The 25124-nt window shown below is 70.3% G+C and carries 26 protein-coding genes; 17 read left to right on the top strand and 9 right to left on the bottom strand.

Features of this window, described 5'->3' with window-relative positions; translation table 11 throughout:
• Positions 1-134: 134 nt before the first annotated feature.
• Positions 135-1379 (bottom strand): cytochrome P450, encoded by a 1245-nt coding sequence (locus J1M64_RS07805; RefSeq protein ID WP_206473820.1) that lies wholly within the window; start codon positions 1377-1379, stop codon positions 135-137.
• A gap of 243 nt (positions 1380-1622) precedes the next feature.
• Here J1M64_RS07805 and J1M64_RS07800 point away from each other — a divergent pair, with 243 nt between their 5' ends.
• From J1M64_RS07800 to J1M64_RS07785, 4 genes are all read left to right on the top strand, one after another.
• Positions 1623-2789, top strand: a complete 1167-nt coding sequence (locus tag J1M64_RS07800) for a steroid 3-ketoacyl-CoA thiolase (RefSeq protein WP_067711854.1) — start codon at positions 1623-1625, stop codon at positions 2787-2789.
• Position 2790: 1 nt separating this feature from the next.
• A complete protein-coding gene (locus tag J1M64_RS07795) occupies positions 2791-3375 on the top strand; it encodes a hypothetical protein (RefSeq protein ID WP_067711851.1) in 585 nt (194 codons plus the stop codon).
• 74 nt (positions 3376-3449) lie between these two features.
• Complete coding sequence (locus J1M64_RS07790; RefSeq protein ID WP_082923676.1) at positions 3450-3881, top strand: nitroreductase family deazaflavin-dependent oxidoreductase; 432 nt, start codon at positions 3450-3452, stop codon at positions 3879-3881.
• A gap of 154 nt (positions 3882-4035) precedes the next feature.
• Complete coding sequence (locus J1M64_RS07785; protein ID WP_067711844.1) at positions 4036-5610, top strand: hypothetical protein; 1575 nt, start codon at positions 4036-4038, stop codon at positions 5608-5610.
• Positions 5611-5701: 91 nt separating this feature from the next.
• Here the strand turns inward: J1M64_RS07785 and J1M64_RS07780 are convergent, their stop codons facing one another.
• Complete coding sequence (locus J1M64_RS07780; RefSeq protein ID WP_206473819.1) at positions 5702-6619, bottom strand: SDR family oxidoreductase; 918 nt, start codon at positions 6617-6619, stop codon at positions 5702-5704.
• Between the two features lie 41 nt (positions 6620-6660).
• A complete protein-coding gene (locus tag J1M64_RS07775; RefSeq protein ID WP_067711837.1) occupies positions 6661-7452 on the bottom strand; it encodes an SDR family oxidoreductase in 792 nt (263 codons plus the stop codon).
• Positions 7453-7528: 76 nt separating this feature from the next.
• Here J1M64_RS07775 and J1M64_RS07770 point away from each other — a divergent pair, with 76 nt between their 5' ends.
• The 5 genes from J1M64_RS07770 (at position 7529) to J1M64_RS07750 (ending at position 11945) form a co-directional block, all read left to right on the top strand.
• Entirely contained in the window at positions 7529-8341 is an 813-nt protein-coding gene (locus J1M64_RS07770) for an enoyl-CoA hydratase family protein (protein WP_206473818.1), read from the top strand.
• A gap of 65 nt (positions 8342-8406) precedes the next feature.
• Positions 8407-9264 (top strand): CoA-transferase, encoded by an 858-nt coding sequence (locus J1M64_RS07765; RefSeq protein ID WP_241261302.1) that lies wholly within the window; start codon positions 8407-8409, stop codon positions 9262-9264.
• Positions 9264-10049: a CoA-transferase subunit beta gene (locus J1M64_RS07760; protein ID WP_067711826.1), complete on the top strand. Its 786-nt coding sequence runs from the start codon at positions 9264-9266 to the stop codon at positions 10047-10049. Before J1M64_RS07765 ends, J1M64_RS07760 begins: the two co-directional genes overlap by 1 nt.
• Entirely contained in the window at positions 10046-11128 is a 1083-nt protein-coding gene (locus tag J1M64_RS07755; protein ID WP_206473816.1) for a nitronate monooxygenase family protein, read from the top strand. The genes J1M64_RS07760 and J1M64_RS07755 overlap by 4 nt, the downstream gene beginning before the upstream one ends.
• A gap of 154 nt (positions 11129-11282) precedes the next feature.
• Entirely contained in the window at positions 11283-11945 is a 663-nt protein-coding gene (locus tag J1M64_RS07750) for a hypothetical protein (RefSeq protein ID WP_206473815.1), read from the top strand.
• 91 nt (positions 11946-12036) lie between these two features.
• Here J1M64_RS07750 and J1M64_RS07745 read toward each other — a convergent pair whose 3' ends face one another.
• The 4 genes from J1M64_RS07745 to J1M64_RS07730 form a co-directional block, all read right to left on the bottom strand.
• Complete coding sequence (locus J1M64_RS07745) at positions 12037-13206, bottom strand: acetyl-CoA C-acetyltransferase (RefSeq protein ID WP_206473814.1); 1170 nt, start codon at positions 13204-13206, stop codon at positions 12037-12039.
• A 27-nt stretch (positions 13207-13233) separates the two neighbouring features.
• Positions 13234-13815, bottom strand: a complete 582-nt coding sequence (locus J1M64_RS07740) for a TetR/AcrR family transcriptional regulator (RefSeq protein ID WP_096906038.1) — start codon at positions 13813-13815, stop codon at positions 13234-13236.
• A 109-nt stretch (positions 13816-13924) separates the two neighbouring features.
• Positions 13925-14095, bottom strand: a complete 171-nt coding sequence (locus tag J1M64_RS07735) for a hypothetical protein (RefSeq protein WP_159981104.1) — start codon at positions 14093-14095, stop codon at positions 13925-13927.
• A 21-nt stretch (positions 14096-14116) separates the two neighbouring features.
• Positions 14117-14296, bottom strand: coding sequence for a hypothetical protein (locus J1M64_RS07730; protein ID WP_067711812.1), 180 nt, complete (start codon positions 14294-14296; stop codon positions 14117-14119).
• A gap of 151 nt (positions 14297-14447) precedes the next feature.
• Between J1M64_RS07730 and J1M64_RS07725 the strand changes: the two genes are divergently transcribed.
• Positions 14448-15278: a hypothetical protein gene (locus J1M64_RS07725; RefSeq protein ID WP_206473813.1), complete on the top strand. Its 831-nt coding sequence runs from the start codon at positions 14448-14450 to the stop codon at positions 15276-15278.
• 12 nt (positions 15279-15290) lie between these two features.
• Here the strand turns inward: J1M64_RS07725 and J1M64_RS07720 are convergent, their stop codons facing one another.
• Both J1M64_RS07720 and J1M64_RS07715 read right to left on the bottom strand, forming a co-directional pair.
• Positions 15291-16097, bottom strand: a complete 807-nt coding sequence (locus tag J1M64_RS07720) for an SDR family oxidoreductase (RefSeq protein ID WP_159147575.1) — start codon at positions 16095-16097, stop codon at positions 15291-15293.
• Complete coding sequence (locus tag J1M64_RS07715) at positions 16094-17341, bottom strand: acyl-CoA dehydrogenase family protein (protein WP_154828939.1); 1248 nt, start codon at positions 17339-17341, stop codon at positions 16094-16096. The genes J1M64_RS07720 and J1M64_RS07715 overlap by 4 nt, the downstream gene beginning before the upstream one ends.
• 78 nt (positions 17342-17419) lie before the next feature.
• Between J1M64_RS07715 and J1M64_RS07710 the strand changes: the two genes are divergently transcribed.
• The 7 genes from J1M64_RS07710 to J1M64_RS07680 all read left to right on the top strand — a co-directional run bounded on the left by J1M64_RS07710 (position 17420) and on the right by J1M64_RS07680 (position 25113).
• A complete protein-coding gene (locus J1M64_RS07710; protein ID WP_206473812.1) occupies positions 17420-18274 on the top strand; it encodes a mycofactocin-coupled SDR family oxidoreductase in 855 nt (284 codons plus the stop codon).
• A 39-nt stretch (positions 18275-18313) separates the two neighbouring features.
• Positions 18314-19939, top strand: coding sequence for an AMP-binding protein (locus J1M64_RS07705; protein ID WP_206473811.1), 1626 nt, complete (start codon positions 18314-18316; stop codon positions 19937-19939).
• On the top strand, positions 19936-20703 hold the full coding sequence (locus tag J1M64_RS07700; protein ID WP_070721749.1) for an SDR family NAD(P)-dependent oxidoreductase: 768 nt from the start codon (positions 19936-19938) through the stop codon (positions 20701-20703). Before J1M64_RS07705 ends, J1M64_RS07700 begins: the two co-directional genes overlap by 4 nt.
• A gap of 84 nt (positions 20704-20787) precedes the next feature.
• The gene (locus J1M64_RS07695) at positions 20788-21735 is read left to right on the top strand and encodes an enoyl-CoA hydratase (RefSeq protein ID WP_206473810.1); all 948 of its coding nucleotides are present in this window, start codon (positions 20788-20790) and stop codon (positions 21733-21735) included.
• A gap of 4 nt (positions 21736-21739) precedes the next feature.
• Entirely contained in the window at positions 21740-22909 is a 1170-nt protein-coding gene (locus J1M64_RS07690) for an acyl-CoA dehydrogenase family protein (RefSeq protein ID WP_206473809.1), read from the top strand.
• An 18-nt stretch (positions 22910-22927) separates the two neighbouring features.
• Positions 22928-23953, top strand: a complete 1026-nt coding sequence (locus J1M64_RS07685; protein ID WP_206473808.1) for an acyl-CoA dehydrogenase family protein — start codon at positions 22928-22930, stop codon at positions 23951-23953.
• Positions 23950-25113 carry an acyl-CoA dehydrogenase family protein gene (locus tag J1M64_RS07680; protein WP_206473807.1) on the top strand — a complete coding sequence of 388 codons (1164 nt, stop codon included), beginning with the start codon at positions 23950-23952 and terminating at the stop codon, positions 25111-25113. The genes J1M64_RS07685 and J1M64_RS07680 overlap by 4 nt, the downstream gene beginning before the upstream one ends.
• The last annotated feature ends 11 nt before the right edge of the window (positions 25114-25124 follow it).

The following is a 25124-nucleotide window of genomic DNA, read 5'->3' as shown; positions in this document are numbered from 1 at the left end:
GCGAGGTCGGACGACGACGCCGACGACGACAAGGTCACCCCTCCCCCGAGACGAGAGCCCCGGCCCGGCCTGCGGAACAGGCGGGACCGGGGCTGACCGGCCGGGGGCCGGGTCTGGCTGCTCGCTGTGTCAGGTCAGTGCATGACCGGGCACTTGAAGTCGACCTTCCAGTCCTGGATCGCGTTGAGCCAGCCCGAACGCAGACGCGTCGAGTCCCCCAGCGAGGTGATGTCCGGCATGTGATCGGCGATCGCGTTGAAGATCAGCTCGATCTGCAGCTTGGCCAGGTTGGCGCCGATGCAGTAGTGCGGGCCGTTGCCGCCGAACGTCAGATGCGGGTTCGGGTCGCGGGTGATGTCGAACGTGAACGGATCGGAGAAGACGTCCTCGTCGAAGTTCGCCGAGCCGTACATGATCGCGGCACGGTCACCCTTCTTCATGGTCACCCCGCTGATCTCCACGTCTTCGGTGGCGGTGCGCTGGAACGAGGTGATCGGGGAGGCCCACCGCAGGATCTCGTCGTAGGCGGTCGCCGGGCGCTCGCGCTTGAACAGCTCCCACTGGTCCGGGTTCTCGAGGAACGCGATCATCCCGTGGGTCGTGGCGTTGCGGGTGGTCTCGTTGCCCGCCACCGCGAGCAGGACCACGAACCAGCCGAACTCGTCGGAGGTGAGCTTCTCGCCGTCGACGTCGGCCTGGATGAGCTTGGTGACCAGGTCGTCACGGGGGTCGGTCTCGCGCTTGGTGGCCAACTCCTGGGCGTAGGAGAGCACCATGGCGTTGGCCATCTGCGACTCCTCGACCTTGCCGGGGACGTCGTAGCTGGTCATCTGGTTGGACCACTCGAAGATCTGGTGGCGGTCCTCCATGGGGATGCCGATGAGCTCGGCGATCGCCTGGAGCGGCAGTTCGGAGGCCACGTCGACGATGAAGTCGCCGGTGCCCTTGGCCGCGGCGGTCTCGACGATGTTCTTGGCCTTCTCGGCGAGGTGCTCGCGCATCTTCTCGATGTTGCGCGGGGTGAACCCCTTCGAGATGATCCGCCGGTACTTCTTGTGCTCCTCGCCGTCCTGGTTGATGAACAGCAGGCGGGTGAGCTCGACGATCTCCCGCTCGGTGCCGGGGGCGAAGCGCGGGATGGCGGTGTTCTCGAAGGTGGAGAAGACCTCGTTGGTCCGGCGCGAGATCTCCTTGACGTCCTCGTGCTTGGTGACGACCCAGTAGCCGTCGTCGTCGAAACCGTCGACCCCGGGGTCCTTGGCGCACCACCAGATCGGCTCGGTCCGGCGGAGGTGGGCCCACTCGGGATGCGGTAGGCGCTTCTCGTAGAGCTCCGGATCCGTGAAATCGAACCCCTCGGGAATGGTGACTGGCTGCACTGGCACTCCTTGACCACGTCTGATTGCGTCTCGTGCTCGAACGGCGCCGGGACATCTCTGCCCTCACCCCGCAATGTAATCTAGAACACGTTATAGGCACCATACTGGAACACGTTCACTTCTGGGTCGTCGTTCCTGATCGCCCGGAGCGCCCGGTCGCCCCCCGCACCGCGAACTCGGAATCCCCCGCCGGGTGACGTAAACTAGAACTCGTTCTAACCTTGCTTCCAAAGGAGCGCATCCATGGGAAATCCCGTCATCGTCGAGGCCGTCCGGACCCCGATCGGAAAGGCTCGCGGCGCACTGTCGGGCCTGCACCCCGCGCACCTGCTGGGGGCCTCGCAGAAGGAGGTCATCCGGCGCGCCGGGATCGACGCCGCGCTCGTCGAGCAGGTCGTCGGAGGGTGCGTCACCCAGGCCGGCGCCCAGGGGAACAACGTCACCCGCGGCGCCTGGCTCGCGTCGGGACTGCCGTGGCAGACGGCGTGCACGACCATCGATTGCCAGTGCTCGTCCGCGCAGCAGGCCAATCACTTCATCGCCAACCTCATCCACGCGGGGGCGATGGACGTCGGGATCGCGTGCGGCGTCGAGTCGATGAGCTGGATCGCGCTGCGCGCCGCCGTCGGCGACGGCTCCAACGGGATGCCGCGCCCGGACGACTGGGACGTCGACCTGCCCGACCAGTTCACCGCGGCCGACCGGATCGCGAAGCGCCGCGGGTTGAGCCGCGCCGACCTCGAGGAACTGGGTGTCCGGTCCCAGGCCAACGCGAAGCGCGCGTGGGAGGAGGGCCGCTTCGATCGCGAGACCTTCGCCGTCGACGCCCCCGAGCGCCTCAAGGACGGCACCTACACCGGTGAGACGGTGACGGTCACCCGCGACCAGGGGTTGCGCGACACCACCGCCGAGGCACTGGCGTCCCTCAAGCCCGTCATGGAGGGCGGACTGCACACCGCCGGCACCTCCAGTCAGATGTCCGACGGTTCGGCCGCCGTCCTGCTCATGGACGAGGACGTGGCCAGGGCGCACGGACTGAAGCCACGGGCACGGATCCTGCACCAGGCACTCGTGGGCGGCGAGCCCGAGTACCACCTCGACGGCCCGGTCCAGGCCACCCAGCGGGTACTCGACCGCTCCGGCATGTCGATCTCGGACTTCGATCTCTTCGAATGCAACGAGGCGTTCGCCTCCGTGCTCCTAAGCTGGGCGCAGGTGCACGGGCCCGACATGGACAAGGTCAACGTCAACGGAGGGGCCATCGCGATCGGCCACCCCGTCGGCAGCACCGGGTCCCGGCTCATCACCACCGCCCTGCATGAGCTCGAGCGCACGGACGGCGAGCGCGCCCTCATCACGATGTGCGCGGGAGGCGCCCAGGCCTCGGCCAGCATCATCGAGAGGATCTGACATGAGTAACGTCATCGAGGCCGCAGCGGGACGTCGGCGGGAGATCTTCGCCGCCATCTCCTCGGCCAACGGCACGGACGACGCGGTCCAGGCCATCTCGCACCTCCTCGCCGTGTCGGCAGACGAGGCGCGCGAGGTCCTGGGGGCCCCGCTGGAGTCGTTCGTCGGCGTCACCACCGAGCACCCGGTCTCGGCCGGGCCGTCCGGTTTCGAGCTCCATCCGTTCAAGGACTCGGACGATCACCGTTCGCTGTACCACTCCCGCTCCTCCGATTCCTCGTCGGCGACCGGCGGCGAGTGGGACGAGAACCGCACCGAACAGGAGCGCCGCGACGGCCTCAGCCGGATCGACGAGGAGTCGGCGATGTGGTTCGTCGCCGTGGACACCGCGCGCGGTTCCGCCGTGGGCCTGGTGTTCGGCGAGCAGATCAATGACGGCGACGTGGACGTGGCGATCTGGATCCGCCCGGAGGAACGCAAGCGTGGCTATGGCCTGCTCTCGCTCAAGGAGAGCCGTCGCGAGCTGGCCGCGTTCTTCCCGGGCAAGCACGTGATCGTCCGCGCACCGCTGCCGAGCGGCAAGTGACGGACCCCCGCCCCGAGACGGGCGTCGACGACCCCCGGCGTGGCGCGCCGTGGGTCGTCGGCGTGATCAAGGTGATGTCGCGGGTCAACACGTGGCTCTACCAGCGCACGGGCGGCCGCGTGGGTGGTAACTGGCGTGTGGGTTCGGCGCTGCGGGCGCCGGTTCCGGTGTGCCTGGTGACGACGACGGGCCGCAAGAGCGGTCAGCCGAGAACCGTGCCACTGCTACATATTCCCGACGGCGATCGCGTCCTGCTGGTCGCCTCCCAGGGCGGCCTGCCCACGCATCCCCAGTGGTACCGCAATGTCCTGGCCGATCCGTCCGTCACCGTCCAGGTGGGCCGCCGTGTCAGGTCGATGACGGCGAGGGAGGCCATTCCGGTCGAGCGTGCGGAACTCTGGCCGCGGCTCGTCGAGCGGTACGCGGACTTCGCTGAGTATCAGGCAAACACGAGCCGGGTCATCCCCGTCGTGATCTGCGAGCCCCGCACGCGCACCGAAAGCTGACCGATCACCTTCACGCAGTTCAGAAGCGGTGACCGCCGTCAACACCACTGACGCACCGATTCGGTCGGTAACTATTGACAAAAGTTCATTCTCAGAGAAGTCTTATGCAACGAGGGGCACACACGTGCCCTACACCGCTGAGAGGACTTGTCTCGTGAAGAACACCACCAGGGCCGCAGCTCTCGTCGCCGCCGCAGCTCTTGCATCTTCGGGCGCCACCGGCGTCGCCAATGCTCAGTCCGGAGATTTCGAGATCCCGATCCTCGGTGGTCTGACGACCTCTGCCGATATCGAATTCCCCAACATGGGGTCGACCGACCTGGGCTCCATGGAGCTGATCCCCGGCTCTGCGGGCGTCATCCCCGAGGGCTCGACCGGCGGCATCGGTGAGGGCTCCACCGAGCTCGGCGGTTCCGCTGACTTCACCGGCTCCGGCGGAATCATCTCCGACGGTCTCGCCGGCTCGCTTGAAGGCGGCTCGGTGACCACGGTCATCGACTCGGTCAGCGGCTCGGTCGACAACCTTTCGGGGTCGTCCACCGGTCTCAGCGGCTCGCTCGGCGCCTTCACCACGGCACTGACCGGCTCGATCTCTGACGGCGGCTCACTCAGCGGCGTGCTCGACGGTGTCGAGGGCTCCCTCGGCGACGGCGGCTCGCTCACCGGCGTCCTCGACGGCGTTGAGGGATCCATCACCGGTGGTTCGCTGACCAGCGTCATCAACGGCGTAGCCGGCTCCCTCGGCGACGGCGGCTCACTCAGCGGCGTGCTCGACGGTGTCGAGGGCTCCCTCGGCGACGGCGGCTCGCTCACCGGCGTCCTCGCCGGTGTCGAGGGCTCCCTCGGCGACGGCGGTTCGGCAGGCGACGTCACCACGGGTGTCGGCGGCTCGCTCACCGACATCGGCACGGGCATCACGGGTTCGCTCGGCGACGGTGGTTCGGCCGGCGACATCACGACCGGCCTCCAGGGCTCGATCGAGAACGGCGGCTCTCTCGAGAGCATCACCGACGCGGTCGCGGGTTCGCTCGGCGACGGCGGCTCGATCGCCGGCATCCTCGGGGCTTCGGAGGGCTCGATCGCCAACCTGTCGGGCTCGCTGACGGACCCCGAGACCGGCCTGTTGGGTTCCGTCACCGGCGGCTACCTCACCCAGGGCATCGTCGGCTCGCTCGACGTGGTCACCAACTCGCTCGCCGGGCCGGACTCCGGTCTGCTCGGCTCGATCACCGGCAACGGTGGCTCGACTGGCCAGAGCTCCGACGCGATCACCACCATCTCCACTGACAGTGCCTACGTGGGCATCGGCTCTGCCGAAGAGCTGACCGGAGTCAACGGTTCGCTCACCGCCTTCACCGGCTCGCTCGAGAACGGCTCGCTGCAGGGCACGGCGTCCGCGGACAACGGCTCGCTGCGCGCCACGGCGTCCACCGACACCGCGTCCGGCGTCGGCACCAACGCCTCACTCGAGAGCGTCACCAGCATCGAGTCCAGCGTCGGCGGCGGCCTGCTCCCGATCCTGTCTGTGGGTGGAGCGCTCGCCCTCGGTGGTGCCGCTGCCGGCGCCGCCTTCGGCGGCGACCTCCGCCTCCCGGCCCTGCCGCCGCTGCCGGGCGTCCATATCCCGGGCATCTGCGACCTGCCGCACGACATGGTCGACCAACTGGCCAACTCCGGTTCGGGCATCGCCGACCAGGAGTGCCTCCACCCGGAGCGCGAGGGGAACTGATGATCCCCTCCTGACGGACGTCAGCAACTGACGCCCTCAGACGACGTGGCCCCGCACCGACAGGTGCGGGGCCACTGGCTTAGTCAGCGCGTCAGCGCGCGCCGTAGACCGGAACCGGAGCCGGCGACTCGGCGAGCAGTCGCGGAACCACGGAGCCGAGTTCGGCCGAGTCCCACTTGGCGCCCTTATCCTCGGAGGCGGCGCGCTGCCACCCGTCGCAGACGGTGACCCTGCCGCCCTCGACCTCGAAGACGCGGCCGGTGACGTCGCCTGAGGCCTCCGAGCCCAGCCACACAACGAGCGGCGAGATGTTGGCCGGGTCCATGGCGTCGAACGAGCCGTCCTCAGGGGCGGCCATCTGCGAGGCCATGCCCTCGCCCGCCGACGTCGTCATGCGCGTACGCGCAGCGGGCGCGATCGCGTTGGCCGTGACACCGTAGCCCTTCATCTCGGCGGCGGTCTGAATGGTCAGCAGGGCGATGCCGGCCTTGGCGGTGGCGTAGTTGCCCTGGCCGACAGAGCCGAACAGTCCGGCGCCCGACGAGGTGTTGATGACGCGGGCGGCGCGGGGGCGGCCGGCCTTGGATTCGGCTCGCCAGTACTCGGCGGCGTGACGCATCGGCGCGAAGTGGCCCTTGAGGTGGACTCCTGTGACCTTGTCCCACTCCTCCTCGGACATGCCCACGAGCATCTTGTCGCGGAGGAAACCGGCGTTGTTGACCAGCACGTCGAGCCCACCGAAGGTGTCGACGGCCTGCTGGACGAGCTCGCGCGCGCCGTCCCACGACGAGATGTCGTTGCCGTTGACCACGGCTTCGCCGCCGGCGGCCTTGATCTCGGCGACGACCTGCTCGGCGGGGTGCTCCCCCACGTCGGAGCCGTCGATGCCGGCGCCGAGGTCGTTCACGACGACCTTCGCGCCCTCGGCGGCGAAGGCCAGTGCGTGCTCACGGCCGATGCCGCGGCCGGCGCCGGTGACGATGACGACGCGTTCGTCGCAGATTCCCATGTGTGTCTCCTTGCTGAAAGTTGCAGTGCGTGTGTTCTGGGTCAGTGCTTGTTCTCGGCGGTGGAGGCCGCCAGGAACGCGGGCTTCTCGCCACCGCCGTGGACGAGCAGCTGCGCGCCGGTGATGTAGGCGGCGAGCGGCGAGGCGAGGAACGCGGCGGCGCGGCCCACGTCGGCGGGCTCGGCCATGCGCCCCATGGGGATGGTGGCGTCGACGGCGGCCACCCCGTCTGCGTCTCCGTAGTGCATCTCGGCGAGCTCGGTCTTGACGGGGCCCACCACCACGGAGTTCACGCGCACGGCCGGGGCCCACTCCACGGCGAGCGACTGCGTGAGCGAGTCGATGCCGGCCTTGGCGGCGCCGTAGGAGGCGGTGCCGGGCGAGGGTCGGTGGCCGGAGACGGAGGAGATGTTGATGATCGCGCCGCCGAGTTGGCCGTCGGGCCCGTCCGCGGTCATGACCCGGTGGGCCTCCTGCAACACGGTCAAGGCCGACAGCAGGTTGAGGGCGACGATCTTGGAGTGGAAGTTCGCGCTGGCGTCCGCGGCGAGGGCGAACGGCGCGCCCCCCGCGTTGTTCACCACCACGTCCAGGCGTCCGTGATCGGCGACGATTCTGTCGATCATCGCGCGAACCGCATCCGCGTCACGCAGGTCGACGGAGTGGAACTCCAGGTCGGCAACGTCGGAGCCCTCGTCAGCGGGGCGGCGCGCGCAGGTCACGACCACCGCGCCGGCCTCCCGGAAGACCGTGCTGATGCCGGCGCCCACGCCGCGTACGCCGCCCGTGACGAGGACGACCTTCCCCGCCAGACCCAGATCGATGTTCGTCATGCGTGCTAGCCTACCAAGCAAGCGTTTGGTTAGTCACTGTGCCGTCCCAGACGGCCGTGGCGTGGGAAGGAGCTCCATGGGCATCAACGTCGACAAGGGCGCAGACGGGATAGCCACCGTCACGGTCGACTACCCACCTGTCAACGCCATCCCGTCCGCGGGATGGTTCGAACTCGGCGAGCAGATCCTCGCCGCGGGCCGCGACCCCGACGTCCACGTCGTGATCCTCCGAGCCGAGGGCCGGGGATTCAACGCGGGCGTCGACATCAAGGAGATGCAGGACTTCGAGGGGTTCGACCACCTGCTGGCCGCCAACCGCGGCTGCTACGTCGCGTTCAACGCCGTCTACGAGTGCGCAGTCCCCGTGATCGCCGCGGTGAACGGCTTCTGCGTGGGCGGCGGCATCGGCCTCGTCGGCAACGCGGACTGCATCGTCGCCTCGGACGACGCGGTGTTCGGCCTGCCCGAGGTGGACCGCGGTGCGCTCGGCGCCGCCACCCACCTGGCGCGCATGGTGCCGCCGCACATGATGCGGACGCTGTACTTCACCTCGCGCACCGTCACGGCGAAACAGCTACACAACTGGGGAACCGTCTACGACGTGGTCCCCCGCGATCAGCTCGACGCGGCCGCCCGCGACCTGGCCGAGGCGATCGCCGCCAAGGACACCCGCGTGATCCGCGCGGCCAAGGAAGCCATCAACCACATCGACCCGATCGACGTGAAGTCCTCCTACCGCATGGAGCAGGGCTTCACCTTCGAACTCAATCTCGCCGGCGTGGCCGACGAGCACCGCGACGAGTTCGTCAGGACGGGTCAGAACCTGGACAGGCGCGCCGAGCGCGCCTCCGGCGACACCAGCACCGAGAGGACGGGCGAGAACAAGTGAGCACCCCCACCCCGCGCGACAAGCGCACGAGCCTGGACGAGGCGGTCTCGCGCCTCGAGAGCGGCATGACGATCGGCATCGGCGGTTGGGGCTCGCGGCGTAAGCCGATGGCCCTGGTCCGCGCGATCCTGCGCCGCGAGGACCTCACCGACCTGACCGTCATCACCTACGGCGGCCCGGACCTGGGTCTGCTGTGCTCGGCCGGCAAGGTCTCCAAGGCCTACTACGGCTTCGTCACGCTGGACTCGGCGCCGTTCTACGATCCGTGGTTCGCGCGTCGCCGCACCGAGGGCTCGATCATCTCGCGCGAGATGGACGAGGGCATGGTGCGCGCGGGCCTCACCGCCGCCGCGCAGCGCCTGCCGTTCCTGCCGACCCGCGCCGGCCTCGGCTCGGACGTCTTCCGGTTCTGGGGCGACGAGCTCAAGACCGTCGACTCGCCGTACCAAGTCGACGGCAAGACCGAGACCCTGGTCGCGATGCCCGCCCTGCGCATGGATGCCGCGCTGATCCACCTGGACAAGGCGGACAAGCACGGCAACGCCGCGTTCACCGGCGCGGACGGGTACTTCGACGATCTCTACGCCATGGCCGCGGACACCGTCCTGCTCGAGACCGACGAGATCGTCGACTCCGCGGACGCCCTGATGAACGAGGTCGGCCCGCAGCGCATGCTGCTCAGCCGCATGTTCGTCGACACCGTCTCCGAGGCCCCGAACGGCGCCCACTTCACGTTCGCGGGTGGCGACGGCCGTGACGAGGCGTTCCAGAAGCACTACGCCGCGTCCGCGAAGGAAGAGACCTCGTGGAAGGCGTTCGTCGACGAGTTCCTGTCCGGGTCCGAGGAGGACTACCAGAAGGCCGTCACCGCGTTCGCGGAGAAGGCCGCTGCCGAGAAGGCCGCCCAGAAGGGAGCCAAGTGATGTCCGACGTCACCACCGAGTCCGCCACCACTCAGTCCATCAGCAGGGCCGAGTACTGCGCTGTCGCCTGCGCGGAGATCTTTGCCGGCGCCGGTGAGATCTTCGCTTCGCCGATGACCCCGATGGCCACCATCGGCGCGCGTCTGGCCCGGCTCACCACCGAGCCGGACCTGCTCATCACCGACGGCGAGTACCGATTCCTCGGCCAGACCCCGCCGCTGGGCAAGACCATCGACTTCGAGGGGTACATCCCGTTCCCCCGCGTGTTCGACGTCCTGCAGGCCGGCACCCGCCACGTGGTGATGGGCGCCAACCAGATCGACCGCTTCGGCAACCAGAACCTCTCAGCTTTCGGCGACGACGTGCAGAAGCCCACCCGCCAGATGTTCGGCCTGCGCGGGGCGCCCGGCAACTCGATCAACCACGCCACCAGCTACTGGGTGGGCAAGCACTCCTCGCGCGTGTTCACGGACAAGGTCGACGTCGTCTGCGGCGTCGGTTACGACCGCTACACCGAGGGTGACCCCGCCTTCCGCTACCACCACATCCACCGGGTGGTCTCCAACCTGGGCGTGTTCGACTTCGGCGGCGCCGACCGCAGCATGCGTGCGATCAGCCTGCACCCCGGCGTCACCGCTGATGAGGTCGCGGAGAACACGGGCTTCGAGATCGAGGGCCTGGCCGACGCCGCGGTCACCCGCGACCCCTCGGCCGAGGAGCTGCGCATCATCCGCGAGGTGTTGGACCCGCGCGGGTTCCGCGACCGCGAGGTGCCGGCCGCATGAACGCGCCGACACTGTCCACGGCCTTCACCGAGCTCGTCGGTGTCGAGTACCCGATCGTCCAGACGGGCATGGGCTGGGTCTCCGGACCCGAGCTGACCGCGGCCACGGCAAACGCCGGCGGACTGGGGATCATCGCCTCGGCCACCATGACCTACGCCGAGCTCGAGGCCGCCATCGTGCGGACCAAGAAGCTCACCAGCAAGCCCTTCGGTGTCAACCTCCGGGCCGACGCCGAGGACGCCGCCGAGCGGTGCGAGCTGATGATCCGCCACGGGGTGAAGGTCGCGTCGTTCGCCCTCGCGCCCAAGCCGGAGCTGATCGCCCGGCTGAAGGAGAACGGCCTCGTCGTCGTCCCCTCCATCGGCGCCGCCAAGCACGCCGTCAAGGTCGCCTCCTGGGGCGCCGACGCGGTGATCGTCCAGGGCGGTGAGGGCGGTGGCCACACCGGCCAGGTCGCCACCACCCTGCTCCTCCCCAGCGTCATCGACGCCCTCGGCGGCGCCGGCAACACCTCGATCCCCGTGGTCGCCGGCGGCGGCTTCTTCGACGGCCGCGGACTGGTCGCGGCACTGTCCTACGGCGCCGCGGGCGTCGCCATGGGCACCCGCTTCCTGCTCACCAGCGACTCCCGGGTGCCCGATGCGGTGAAGACGCAGTACCTGGAGAAGGGCCTGCAGGACACCGTCGTCTCCACCCGCGTCGACGGCATGCCGCACCGCGTCCTGCGTACGGGCCTGGTCAACGCCCTCGAATCGGGCAGCCCACTCAAGGGCATGGCCGCCGCCGTCCAGAACGCCAATAAGTTCAAGTCCATGACCGGGATGAAGTGGCAGCAGCTCGCCAAGGACGGCCTCAACATGAGGAAGGCGTCCGACCGGACGTGGCAGCAGATCGTCATGGCCGCCAACACCCCGATGCTGCTCAAGGCCGGGCTGGTCGAGGGCAACACCGAGGCCGGAGTCCTGGCCTCCGGACAGGTCGTGGGCATGATCGACGACCTGCCGAGCTGTGACGAGCTGATCCAGCGGATCATGACCCAGGCTCACGAACGGCTGGACGCGCTCCGCGAACTCCGCTGAAGTACCGCCCTCCGGACGCCCCCACCCATGTTCACAACGGGTGGGGGCATCCGTATTCGATAATCACCACCTGTGGCGAACTCTTGGCTTATCCTTAGACGGTTCACATAACAGGCGGGCTCGGCCCGTCCCATCCCCTCCGGAGGAACCCCTCATGTCCCGTACTGCTCTCCGCACCGCCGCCGCCCTCGGCGCAGCCACCGCACTGACCGTCGCCGGCGCCGGCGTCGCGGCCGCGACCACGGCCGACTCGTCCGTCGACGGCAACACCGTGTCCGTGACCTTCGCGCTGGACGGGGGCGTCCTCGACGGAGACGCCTGCGGTGCGCTTCTCGCGCCGACCTCGACGGCCGCCACCCTCGCTGGTCAGCTCGCGACCGCCACCGACACGAATCTCCTCACCACTCTGCAGAACATCAGCGAAGCCCCCGGAGTGGAACTTCTCAAGGCCAACGGCTCCCCGGCCGTACTCCTGGGGGCCCTCGGTGATCTCGGCGTGGACTCGGCCACCGTGTCCGCCACCGTCGACTCCAACGTCTACGCGCTGGTCACCTACTGCTCGTCCGATGACGCGCCCGGGGTCAACCCGTTCCTCCTCGTCGGCGACCCGCTCGAGGCAGTGATGGGCAGTGTCGCCACCGGCAGCGAGGGTGATCTGCTCGGCACCGCATCCGCGATGCTCGGGGAGGCCGGCGGCGAGGCCGGCGGCGGCCTCGGCCTCGACACCCTCTCGTCCGCGCTCGGCGGTGAGGCCGAGGGCGAGCTCGACCTGGCCGTCCTGTCCTCCGCGCTCGGCGAGACCGATACCGAGAACTGACCCCTCACCGCGCCCGGGCCTACCGGCGCCAAGAGACGGGCCCCGCACCGGCTGGTGCGGGGCCCGTCTGGTCGTCGGGGGGTCGGCGCCGTCAGGCGTCCAGGCACTCGATGATCGTGACGTTGGCGGTGCCGCCGCCCTCACACATGGTCTGCAGGCCGTAGCGGCCGCCGGTGCGCTCGAGCTCGTTCAGCAGGGTCGCGAACAGCTTGGCCCCCGTGGCGCCGAGCGGGTGGCCCAGCGCGATGCCGCCACCGTTGGGGTTGACGCGCGCCGGATTCGCGCCGGTCTCCTTGATCCACGCCAGGACGACGGGGGCGAAGGCCTCGTTGATCTCCACCACGTCGATGTCCTCGATCGTCAGGCCGGTCTTCTCCAACGCCCACTTCGTGGCCGGGATGGGCGCGGAGAGCATCATCACCGGGTCGTCACCGCGGACGGTGAGGTGGTGGATGCGGGCGCGCGGCGTCAGTCCGTACTTCTCGACGGCCTCGGCGGAGGCGAGCAGCCCTGCGGAGGCGCCGTCACAGATCTGCGAGGCGACGGCGGCGGTGAGCGAGCCGCCCTCGGCCAGCACGGGCAGCGAGGCCATCTTCTCGAGGGTGGTCTCGCGCGTGGTCTCATCGGCCTCGAGGCCGGCCATCGGCACGTACTCGCCGGCGAACCGCCCCTCGGCGATCGCGGCGCGGGCGCGGGCGTGGGACTGCAGGGCCCACTCCTCCATCTCCCGGCGGGAGATGTTCCACTTGTCGGCCATCATCTGGGCGCCGTTGAACTGCGAGATCTCCTGGGAGCCGAAACGCTCGACCCAGCCGGTGGAACCGGTGAACGGGTCGTCGAATCCGTACTCGCGCCCGGCGAGCATGGCCGACGAGATGGGCAGGGCGCTCATGTTCTGCACGCCTCCGAACAGGATCACGTCCTGGGACCCGGACCAGATGGCCTGCGCGCCGAAGTGGATGGCCTGCTGGCTGGAGCCGCACTGGCGGTCGACGGTGGTGCCCGGGACGCCCAGGGGCATCCCGGCGGCGAGCCAGGCGGAGCGGGCGATGTTGCCGGCCTGGGGGCCGATGGTGTCGACGCAGCCGAAGATGACGTCGTCGACGACCTCCGGGTCGATGCCGGTGCGTTCGACGACCGCCTTGATGACGTGCGCGCCCAGGTCGGCCGGATGCTGCCCGGACAGGCTGCCGCCGCGCTTGCCGACAGGCGTGCGGACGGCGTCGATAACGTAGGCCTCGCGGCCGGTCACGCTGGTCATGTGTCTCCTCGGGAAGGGATGGGAAGGTCAGCCGACGGCCAGGCCGTCGAGCACGATGTTGAGGTATTGGTCCGCGATGGCCGCGTGGTCGTTCTCGTCGTCGGGCCGGTACCACCGCACGGCGACCCACACCGTGTCGCGCAGGAAGCGATAGGTGAGCCGCACGTCGAGGTCCCCGCGGAAGTCGCCGGACTCCATCCCGCGGGTGAGCACGTCGGTCCACATCTCGCGGAACTCGGTGTTGCGCTCACGGAGGTAGTCGAATCGCGGGTTGCCGCGCAGGTGCTTGAGTTCGTCCTGGTAGATGGCGACCTCGTCGCGGTCGCGGTGGATGGCCTCGAACGAGGCGCGGACCAGCTGTTCCAGGGTCTCCCGCGGGCCGAGGCCGGCCTCCACGATCCGACGGTACTCGCCGAAGAGTGCGTCGAGGAACCCGCGGAGGATCTCGTCGACGATCGCCTCTTTGGACGAGAAGTGGTGGTAGAGGCTCCCCGAGAGGATGCCCGCGGCGTCGGCGATGTCGCGGACGGTGGTCGCACGCAGGCCGCGTTCGGCGAAGAGCCCTGCCGCGATCGACAGGAGCTCCTCACGTCTGGTCGTGCTGGTCATACCCCGAGGGTACCAACCAAGCAATTGCTAGGTAGACGTTCGGTCCTCCCCCGCGTCACCGGGCCCCCGGAAAGGTCCCCGGGGGCCCGGCCACTGTCGCGCGGTCGGGTCAGGAACCGAAGCCCAGGAAGACGTACTCCAGGGTCGCGATGAGCGCCCCGGGGATGTTGAGGACCCCGTGGACGATGTCGCCGAGGGAGCCGGCCGGCAGGGAGGGGGCGAGGCCGTCGACCGATCCGTCGATCGTCTCGTGGAGGTCGTGCAGTGAGCCACTGAGCATGGTGTTCTCCGTTCGGTCGGATCAGGCGGGGCCGTGGGAGCCGAAGCCCCAGAACAGGTTGGACGAACCGTAGAGGAGGGCCGCGGGCAGCTTGAGCACGCCACCGATGACGTTGCCGGCCGATCCGGCCGGCACGATGCCGTCCACGGATCCCCACAGGTCGTCAGCGAGCCCTCCGAGCACGCCGCTGAGGTCAATCATTCTTCATCTCCGATGGTCGAGGGGGTTGACGACACTCAGCTTAGTGAGGCCCCCGACTGCCCGCGTGGCAGTCCCCCGGATTGCCACGCGGGCACCTGGCGCGGCGCACGGGCGCCGCCGCCCCGCCCACCTCGCCGCTAGACTCCGGCGCATGCGGACCACCTCATCACTGACCTCCCGCCCCGGTCGCACCCGTGCCCTCGCGGCGTCGGCGGTGCTCGGCCTGACGCTGGGGCTGGGCGCGTGCGCGACCGGGGAGGGGAACGACGACGAGGGCGGCACCGCCACCACCACCGCAGCGGCCGAGTCGACCGAACCGGCGGGGTCGGCAGCGTCGTCGGAGTCCGCAGTGTCGTCGGAGCCCGCCGATCCGGGGTCGACCCCGCCGCCCGGCAAGGTCGAGCAACTCGTCCTCACCGCCGAGGACGCCCCGGAGGTCGGGCTGCAACCCGTCCCCGCGGATGAGATCGCCGGCGGGATGGACGCGCTCGGCGCGTTCACGTCCGATGTCCGCGTGGAGCCGGAGCAGTGCGCGGACATCAGTCAGGACGGCCTGGGCGCGCAGTCGGAGCCGGACGCCATGGCGATCCAGGCCGGCCAGGTCGGGGGCACCTCGTTCGCGGTGGCCGTGACCCGGGTGACCGACGGCCTGGCCGCGCGTGCGCAGCAGATCGAGGACTGCCCGGTCATGACGGTCGCGTTCCCGCTCCAGGGCGAGGAGATGATCACCGAGGCGCAGAACTCGCTGCTGGAGGTCGACGCCCCGGAGGGGGTCGAGGACTTCGCGGCCGTGGTCCAGGACAACTCGATGACCATGATGGGGCAGTCCATCCGGACGTCGAACGTGATGATCACGGGCGTCGTCCGCGGGCTCGGCATCTCCGTCACGGCGTCCGGCACCGACGGGCCGATCTCCGACGAGGCCCGGGACACCGCCCTCGAGCTCTTCGCAGCGCAGGCGGAGAAGGTCCGGACCGCCTGATGCCGCTGCCCGTCAGGCGCGCTGCGAGGAGATGGAGACGACCTCCCCGGTGAGGTAGGTCGTGTAGTCGCTGGCGAGCATGGCGATGGTCGCGGCGACCTCCCACACGTCGGCGGCCCGCCCGAAGGCCTCCTTGGCGGCGAGGTCGTCGAGCAGCTCCGCGGAGGCGGACTTCTCGAGGAACTTGTGGCGGGCGATGGACGGGGCGATGGCGTTGATCCGCACCCCGTAGTCGGCACCCTCGATGGCGGAGCAGCGGGTCAGCGCCATGACGCCGGCCTTGGCCGCGGCGTAGTGGGCCTGCGCCCGCTGCGCGCGCCAACCCAGCACGGAGGCGTTGTTGACGATCACGCCGTTGTGCTCCGCGTCGCGGAAGTACCGCAACGCCGCGCGCGTCGCGCGGAAGGTGCCGTTCAGGGTGATGTCCAGGACCCGGTCCCAGTCCTCGTCGGTCATGTCGACGAGTTCGGTCTCGCCGCCGAGTCCGGCGTTGTTGATGAGCACGTCGATCCGGCCCAGCTTCTCCGCGGCACCGGCGATCAGTGCGTCGACGTCGGCGGTCGACTGGACGTTGCAGGTCAGCGACTCGATCTGCTGGTCCGGGAACTCGGCGGCGAGCGCGTCGCGGGCCTCGTTCATGCGGCGTTCGTGGAAGTCGGAGACCAGGACGTCGGCGCCCTCGAGCGCCGCGCGTCGGGCCGCCGAGAAGCCGATCCCGGTCCCGGCCGCCGCGGTCACCACGACCTTCTTTCCCTTGAGCAGTCCGTGTCCGGGGGTCTCCTCGGGGACGACGGCGAGGGGGGATTTCTGCTCGGTCATGACGGCCTTGCCTCTCGGGGTAGTCCGAGCACGCGCTCGGAGATGATGTTGCGCTGGATCTCATTCGATCCGCCGTAGATGGTGTCGGAGCGGGTGAACAGGAAGAGCCGCTGCCACTGCGCGAGCTCGAGGTTCTCGGGGTCGCGGAGGTCGTTGGGCGCTCCCTCGGAGGTGTGGGTGGGACCGGTGAGGGACTGTGCCCCCTGCACCTCCATCGCGAGCTCGCCGAGGTCGCGGTGCCAGTTGGCCCACAGCAGCTTCGCGGCGGAGGCGTTGCCACCGGAGGAGTCGCGCTCGGCGAGGGTCCGCAGCGCGTGGGCACGGATCACCTTGAGCCCGATCCACGCGCGGGTGATGCGCTCGCGCACGGCGGGCACCTCGGCGCTGCCGTTCGCGCGGGCCATCGCGACGATCTCGTCGAGTTCGCGGGCGAAGCCGACCTGCTGGCCCAGGGTGGAGACCCCCCGCTCGAACTCGAGCAGGGTCATGGCCACCTTCCAGCCGTCGCCCCGCTCCCCCACGATCATGCCGGCGTCGGTGACCGCGTCGTCGAAGAAGACCTCGTTGAACTCGGAGGTCCCTGTCAGTTGCTGGATCGGGCGGATCTCCACACCCGGCTGGTCGAGCGGGACCAGGAGGAAACTCAGTCCCTTGTGCCGGCTCGTACCCGCTTCCGTGCGGGCCACCACGAACACCCACTGACTGAGGTGCGCGAGCGAGGTCCACACCTTCTGCCCGTTGAGGTGCCACCTGCCGTCATCCCCGAGTTCGGCGGTCGTCGAGACGTTGGCCAGGTCGGACCCGGCGCCGGGCTCGGAGTACCCCTGAGCCCACAGTTCGGTGACGTCGATGATCCGCGGCAGGAAGCGGTCCTTCTGCTCCCGGGTCCCGTGGGCGATCAGGGTCGGGCCGAGGAGCGTCTCACCGAGGTGGGACACCCGCGCCGGGGCGTCCGCCTTGGCGTACTCCTCGTGGAACCGCACCTGCTGGCTCAGCGACGCGCCGCGCCCGCCGTGCTCGACCGGCCAGCCGACGCAGGTCCACCCCGCCGCCGCCATGTGCCGCTCCCAGGCGAGGCGTTGCGGGAAGAACTCGTGTTCGCTACCGGGGCCGCCGACGCCCTTGATCTCGGCGAACTCGCCGACGAGGTTGGCATCCAACCAGGTGCGGAACTCCGCCGCGAACTCGTCGTCGGTCATCTCCGACGCGGGCGTGCACTTCTCGGGTGCCGAACTCTCGGTCATACGCCCACACTACCAAGCACTTGCTTGGTTTGCCGGAACGGCCCTCCGCCCACGCCGGGATCGGTTTGGATGACGCCCATGAACTCCCCCTCTCAGCCCCTGTCCGGCAAGGTCGCCTTCATCACCGGCGCCGCGCGCGCCCAGGGCCGGGCCCATGCGGTCCGCCTCGCCTCGGAGGGCGCCGACCTCGTCGTCGTCGACGTCTGCGCGCCGGTGTCCGGGTCCGTCACCTATCCCGCACCCACGCCGGACGACCTGGCCGAGACCGTCCGCCTCGTGGAGGAGACCGGCCGGCGCGCGATCTCGGCGGTCCTCGACATCCGCGACCTGGGCGCGCTGCAGGATCTCGTCGCCCGCACGATCTCCACCTTCGGACGGTTGGACATCCTGGTCGCCAATGCCGCCGTGCTCAGCTGGGGGCGACTGTGGGAGATGCCGGAGGACGACTGGGACACGGTCATCGGCGTCAACCTCAGCGGCACGTGGCGGACGATCCGTGCGGCGGTGCCGGCGATGATCGAGGCGGGAAACGGCGGGTCGATCATCATCGTCAGCTCGTCCGCGGGCCTCAAGGCGACGCCCGGGAACGGGCACTACTCGGCCTCGAAGGCCGGCCTGGTGGCGTTGACCAACGCCCTCGCACTCGAGGTGGGCGAGTTCGGCATCCGCGTCAACTCGATCCACCCCTACTCGGTGGACACGCCGATGATCGATCCCGAGGGCATGGCCGACCTCTTCGGCCGCTTCCCGTCGTTCCTCCACAGCTTCTCGCCGATGCCCCTGAAGAACGCCCGCGTGGACGGCGCGAGCACGCTCGCCGACTTCATGCCGCCCGAGGAGGTCTCCGAGGTGGTCTCCTACCTCGCCGGCGACGGTTCGCGGTCGATCTCCGGTGTCCAGCTCACGGTCGACCGGGGAGCGCTCAAGTACTGACGCCGCCAAACCAAGCACTTGCTTGGTAGGGTGCAGGCCATGAGCACCACCGTGGAGACCACCCCCGCCGCCCTGCGTCGCGCGGCCCGGTCGTGGCCGGAGCGCGAGGCGATCGTCGACGTGCAGCCCGGCCAGGACACCCGCTGGACGTGGGCGCACCTGCTCGACGAGGTCCGCCGGTTCGCCGCCGGCCTCGTCTCGCGCGGGATCGCCCCCGGTGACCGCGTGGTGATCTGGGCACCCAACACCCGCCGCTGGGTGGTCGCGGCGCTGGGCGTGCAGTTCGCGGGAGGCACCGTCGTCCCCGCGAACACGCGCTACACCGGGAGCGAGACGCTGGAGATCATCCAGCGCACCCACGCGGTGGCGGCCGTGGTCGCGGGGACGTTCCTCGGCACCGAGCGGATCGTCGACCTCGTCGACGCCGCCGGGGCCGCCGGGGCCACCGGGGCCACCGGGGCCGCCGCCGGCCCGCTCGCAGCGGCCACCTCCCTGCGCACGATCGTGCGCATCCCCCTCGACGCCGGCGACACGGTCCCCGCGGGGGCCGGCGCCGCCGGGGGCGTCGACGTCGTGGACTTCGACGACCTGCGCGCGCTGGCCACCGAGGAGCTGCTCGCCGCCGGGGACGCGCGCGCCGACGCGGTGACCGGGGACGACGTGGCCGACATCCTCTTCACCTCCGGTACCACCGGCAAGAGCAAGGGTGTGGTGGCCCTGCACCGGCAGACCGTCGCGGGTTCGCGCGCGTGGGGCGGCAACAACGGGCTCACGGAGCGCGACGGGTACCTCATCGTCAACCCGTTCTTCCACAGCTTCGGCTACAAGGCCGGCTTCCTGGCGTGCGTGCTGTTCGGCGTGACGATCGTCCCCCTGGCCGTCTACTCGACCACCGAGACCATGCGGTTGATCCGGGACGAGAAGGTCACGATCCTCACCGGGGCACCGACGATCTTCCAGACACTGCTCGACGACCCCACCCGTGGCGACTACGACCTGTCGTCGCTGCGGGTGGCGGTGACCGGCGCCTCGGTGGTGCCGGTGGTGCTCATCGAGCGTATGCAGTCCGACCTGGGGCTGGAGACGGTGATCACCGCGTACGGCCAGACGGAGACGATGGGCTTCATCACCACCACCCGCACCGGTGACGACGACGTCACGGTGTCCACCACGTGCGGCCGCGCCTACCCGGGCATGGAGATACGCATCGGCGAGCACGGCGAGATCCTCACCCGCGGCGAGATGGTCATGCAGGGCTACCTCGACGACCCCGAGAACACGGCCAAGACCATCGACCCGGACGGCTGGCTGCACACCGGCGACGTCGGCGAGATCGACGCCGACGGCAACCTGCGCATCACCGACCGGCTCAAGGACATGTACATCAACGGCGGGTTCAACGTCTATCCCGCCGAGATCGAGCAGACCCTGGCCCGCCTGGACGGAGTGGTGGAGACCGCCGTGATCGGTGTCCCGGACGATCGGATGGGCGAGGTCGGCAAGGCGTTCATCGTCCGCCGCGAGGGCTCGACCCTCACCGAGCAGGACGTTCTGGACTTCTGCTCCGAGCACCTGGCCAACTTCAAGCGGCCGCGCACGGTCGCGTTTGTCGACTCCCTTCCGCGCAACGCCTCGGGCAAGATCGTCAAGACCGAGCTGCGATGAGTCCCGGCGCCGTCCTGGTCACCGGCGCCTCCGGTGGGATCGGCGGAGCGGTCGCCCGACGGCTCGCGGACGAGTTCCCCGACGCGCCCCTGGTCCTCGGCTACCGCTCGACCGAGCCCGAGGACCTGGCGCGGGAACTGGGGGCGGAAGCCGTGCGCCTGGCGCCAGGCCACGCCGACGGTGACGGCGACGGGAACGACGACGACGAGGTGGCCTCGGTGATCGACGGGATCGCCTCCCGACACGGCGGGATCCGCGTACTGGCCCACTGCGCCGGTCCGCACGTGCCCATGGTGCACCTGTCCCGGATCGCGCCGTCCGAGTTCCGCCGGCAGCTCGAGGACGACGCGGTCGGGTTCTTCGCGATCGTGCGTCCCGCGCTGGAGCACCTGCGCGTGGTGGCGGGCAACGTCGTCGTCGTCACCACCGCCGCCACCACCCGCTACCCGGTACGCGACGGACTGTCCGCCGCCCCCAAGGGCGCGGTCGAGCAGCTCGTCCGGGGCCTGGCCGCCGAGGAGGGGCGCTTCGGCGTGCGCGTGAACTGCGTGGGCCCGGGGATGCTCACCGACGGGATGGCCGAGCGGCTCATCTCCTCCGGCGACCTCGACGAGCGCGCGCTGGAGGTCACACGCGGCAACATCCCCCTGCGCCGGTTCGGTACGGCCGCCGACATCGCCGAGGCGGTCGCGTTCCTGGCGTCGGACCGCGCCGGGTTCATCTCGGGCCAGAAGCTCGACGTGGACGGGGGTTACGGGGTGTGACGAGAGCCGTCTGAATCCGGCTCGCCGCGCCCGTCCGGTACAGTTACCAACCAAGCACTTGCTAGGTAAGGAGAGTCCCAGGTCATGACCGATGCACCCATCCCCCCGGTCCTCGGGGTCGACGACCTCGGGCCGGACACGCAGCCCGTGGCCTACGAGGTCACCGACGGCACCGCGTACGTCACCCTCAACCGACCGGACTTCCGCAACGCGCAGAACTCGGTGATGACGTACTCGCTGGACAACGCGTTCATCAAGGCCGTCGAGGACGATGCGGTCAAGGTGATCGTCCTGCGGGCCAACGGCAGGCACTTCTCGGCGGGCCACGACATCGGCACGCCCGAGCGCGACCACCACGTCCAGTACCCCAACCGCGCAGCGCTCTGGTGGGACCACACCACCCGCGGCGGCGGCGACCGGCGCCTGGCCCGCGAGAGCGAGGTCTACGTCCAGATGTGCCGCCGGTGGCGGGAGATCCCCAAGCCGATGATCGCCCAGGTGCACGGCGCGTGCATCGCCGGCGGGCTCATGCTGGCGTGGATCTGCGACTTCATCGTGGCCTCCGACGACGCCTTCTTCTCCGACCCCGTGGTGAAGATGGGCATCCCCGGCGTCGAGTACTTCGCCCACGCCTTCGTGCTGGGCCCGCGCCGCGCCAAGGAGATCCTCTACACCGGTCGTAGGTTCGGCGCCGCCGAGGCGCTGGAGTGGGGAATGCTCAACCACGTCGTGCCCCGCGAGGAGCTGCAGGCCAAGGTCGACTCGATCGCCGAGGAGATCAAGGCCATGCCGGCGTTCGGTCTGACGCTGGCCAAGAAGGTCATCAACTCGAACGAGGACCAGATGGGGTTGCAGACCTCCCTGGACACCGCGTTCGGCTGGCACATGTTCGCGCACTCCGCCAACGCCGAGCCGGACGACACCGACTCGTTCTCCGCCTCCCTGGGCGGTATGGACGCGCGCTCGATGCGCGGCAGCGCGAACACCGGCTCGACGGGCGGCGCCGCCCCGACCGGCGAGAAGAAGGACTGACGCCGTGGATCTGGATCTGGACGCATCGACCCGCGAGTTCCGGCTCGAGGTGCGGCAGTGGCTCGAGGCCAACGTGCCCACCGAGCCGCTGCCCCACATGGACACCCGCGAGGGCTTCGAGGCCCACCGCCGGTGGGAGGCGACGATGGCAGACGCCCGCATGTCGGTCGTGTCGTGGCCCGAGGAGTTCGGCGGCCGCGACTGCGGGCTGGTCAACTGGGTGGTCTTCGAGGAGGAGTACTTCCGCGCCGGAGCCCCGCTGCGGGTGAGCCAGAACGGCATCTTCCTGCTGGCCCCGACCCTGTTCGACCACGCCTCCCCCGAGCAGCTGGCCCACATCATGCCGCGCATGGCCCGGGCAGACGACATCTGGGCGCAGGCCTGGTCCGAGCCCGAGGCCGGCTCCGACCTGGCGTCACTGCGCTCGACCGCCAAGCGCGTCGACGGCGGCTGGGTCCTCAACGGGCAGAAGGTGTGGTCCACCCGCGCGTCGTTCGCCGACAAGGGCTTCGGCCTGTTCCGCACGGACCCGGACGAACCCCGCCACAAGGGCCTGACCTACTTCATGTTCGACCTGCGGGCCGAGGGCGTCACCGTGCGCCCGATCGATCAGCTCGACGGGCTGCCCGGCTTCGCCGAACTGTTCCTCGAGAACGTCTTCGTGCCCGACGACCCGGCGAACCCCGCCGAGTCCGGCGTGATCGGCGAGGTCAACCAGGGCTGGAAGGTGGCCATGTCCACCGCCAACAACGAGCGAGGCCTGTCGCTGCGCTCCCCCGGACGGTTCCTCGCCACGACCGACCGGCTGCTCGACCTGTGGGGCACCGCCGAGGCCGACCTCGACGACCGCACCCGTGGGTCCCTGGCGGACCGCGTCGTGGACGCGTGGATCGGGTCGCGCGCCTACGAACTGAGCACCTGGACCACGGTCACGAAACTCACCGGAGGCGCCAACCTCGGTTTCGAGTCCTCCATCAACAAGGTCTTCTGGTCGGACTGGGATATCGCGACCCACGAGACCGCCCTGGACGTCCTCGGCACCGCCGGCGAGCTCGCCGGTGAGCAGTGGATGGACGGCTACCTGTTCGCCCTCGCCGGCCCCATCTACGCGGGCACCAACGAGGTCCAGAAGAACATCATCGCCGAGCGACTCCTCGGCCTCCCGCGCGGCTGAGAAGGCGGTTTTCTGAACATGCAGTTCGCACTCGATCCCGAGATCATCGACTTCGCCGGCAGCATCGACTCCCTGCTGGGCAAGTCCGACATGCCCGCGGTGATCCGCTCGTGGGCCGCCGGTGACACGGCCCCCGGCACCGCCGTGTGGGGCCGCGTCGCCGAGACGGGCGCGGCAGCCCTGCTCATCGACGAGGCCGCCGGCGGCGCCGGGGCCACCGCGGTCGAGGCCGTGGCCGCGCTCGAGGTCCTGGGCCGCCACGCGGTGCCGGGTCCCGTCGTGGAGACCGTCATGGTGGCGCCCCGTATCGCCGCCGCCCTCGGCGGGGACTCCGACGCCGGGGACGTGGCCGGGGAGATCGCCGGCGGGGCGCTGGCTTCCGTCGCCGCGCCCGGGGTCTCCCCGTTCGCCCCCGACGCCCACGTCGCCGGGTACCTGTGGGTCGTCGACGACGACGAGGTGTTCACCGCCTCCGCCGGCGAGACCCGTCGGTCGGTCGACCGGGCCCGCACGGTGGCCACCCCCACCATGGGTGCCCGCGCGGCCGCGGTGAGCACGACCGACCTCGTCAACCACGGCGCCCTCGGCACCGCGGCCCAGCTCCAGGGCCTCGGGCAGGCCATGCTCACGATGAGCGTCGACTACGCCACGCAGCGCAAGCAGTACGGCAAGCTCATCGGCGAGTACCAGGCTCTCAAGCACCAGCTCGCCGAGGTCGCGATCGCGCTGGAGATGGCCCGCCCGCTGCTGTGGGCCGGCGCGCTGGCGATCGCCGAGAACCCCGGCGACCCCGACGCCGCGGTCCGCGACGTCTCCGCCGCCCGCGTGGCCGTGGCGGACGCCGCCTACCTGGCCGCCCGCACGGCGCTGCAGGTGCACGGCGCGATCGGCTACACGCTGGAGCACGACCTGGGCCTGTGGCTGACCAAGACCCGCGCCCTGCAGACGGCGTGGGGCACGCAGGGCTACCACCGCGGTCGGGTGCTGGACTCACTGCGCGGCGGCGTTGCCGGGGCCGCGGGGGCCGTGGGGGCCACCCGGTGACCGCGCCCGCCACCCCGGCGACCGCCACCCCCGGTGTCGATACCGAGGAGCAGGCCGCGTTGCGGCAGTCCGTGGCCGCGCTGCTGGAGAAGAAGTCCGACTCCGCGGCCGTGCGCGCCGCGTTCTCCTCCGACGACGGGTACGACCCCGCACTGTGGGCGACGCTGGTCGACCAGATCGGGGCCGCCGCCCTGTCGATCCCCGAGGAGCACGACGGCGCCGGGGCCACCTGGCTGGAGACCCACCTGGTGTGCGAGGAGCTGGGCCGACGCCTCACGCCCTCCCCCATGCTCGGGTCCGCCATCCTCGCCGCCCAGGCCGTGCTGGCCACCGGCGACGCCGACGCGTATGCCCGCCTCCTGCCCGGAATCGCCGCCGGCGACCTGTCCGCGCTGTGCTGGGCGGGGCTCGACGGCTGGGCCACCCCGGGTGTCCGCGCCGACGGCACGGCGCAGGGCAATGCGACGCTCACCGGCACCGCCCATCACGTCCTCGGCGCCGACACCGCCGCCACGCTGCTCGTCGTGGCGGTCGCCGGAGACGACGTCGGCCTGTTCGAGTTGCCCGCCGACGCGGCCGGCGTCACCGTGACCCGCGTGCCGGTGATGGACCCCACCCGCACCCTGGCGCGCGTGGAGTTCGACGGCGCCGCGGCCACCGCGATCCCCACCCGTCCGAGCTTCCTGTCCCGCCTGCGCGCCGCCGGGTGGGCCGCACTGTCGGCCGAGCAGGTCGGTGCCGCCCGCGCCGTGCTGGACGCCACCGTGCAGTACACGCAGGAGCGCAAGCAGTTCGGCCGGGTCATCGGGTCGTTCCAGGCGCTCAAGCACCGGATGGCCGACATGTACGTCAAGGTCGAGACCGCCCGGTCGCTGTCCTACTCCGCCGCCGCCTCCGTTGCCGAGGCGCAGGCACTCGGCGACGGGCCCGCCGCCGACGAGGCGGCCTACGCGGCGGAGATCGAGGCCGCCGCGGCCAAGGTCTACTGTTCCGAGGCCCTGCAGTGGATCGCCGGGGAGTCGATCCAGCTCCACGGGGGCGTCGGCATCACCTGGGAGTACGACGCCCACCTGTACTTCAAGCGGGCCCACGGGACAGCGCAACTGCTCGGACAACCGCACGAACTCCTCGCCGCCCTGGAGGTCGCGGCGGGGCTGTAGCCGGGGCCACT

The organism is Dietzia sp. KRD202 (assembly GCF_017168155.1).
Lineage (GTDB): Bacteria > Actinomycetota > Actinomycetes > Mycobacteriales > Mycobacteriaceae > Dietzia > Dietzia kunjamensis.
Note: the sequence above shows the minus strand (reverse complement) of the source record. Positions and strands in the feature narration are given on the sequence as shown.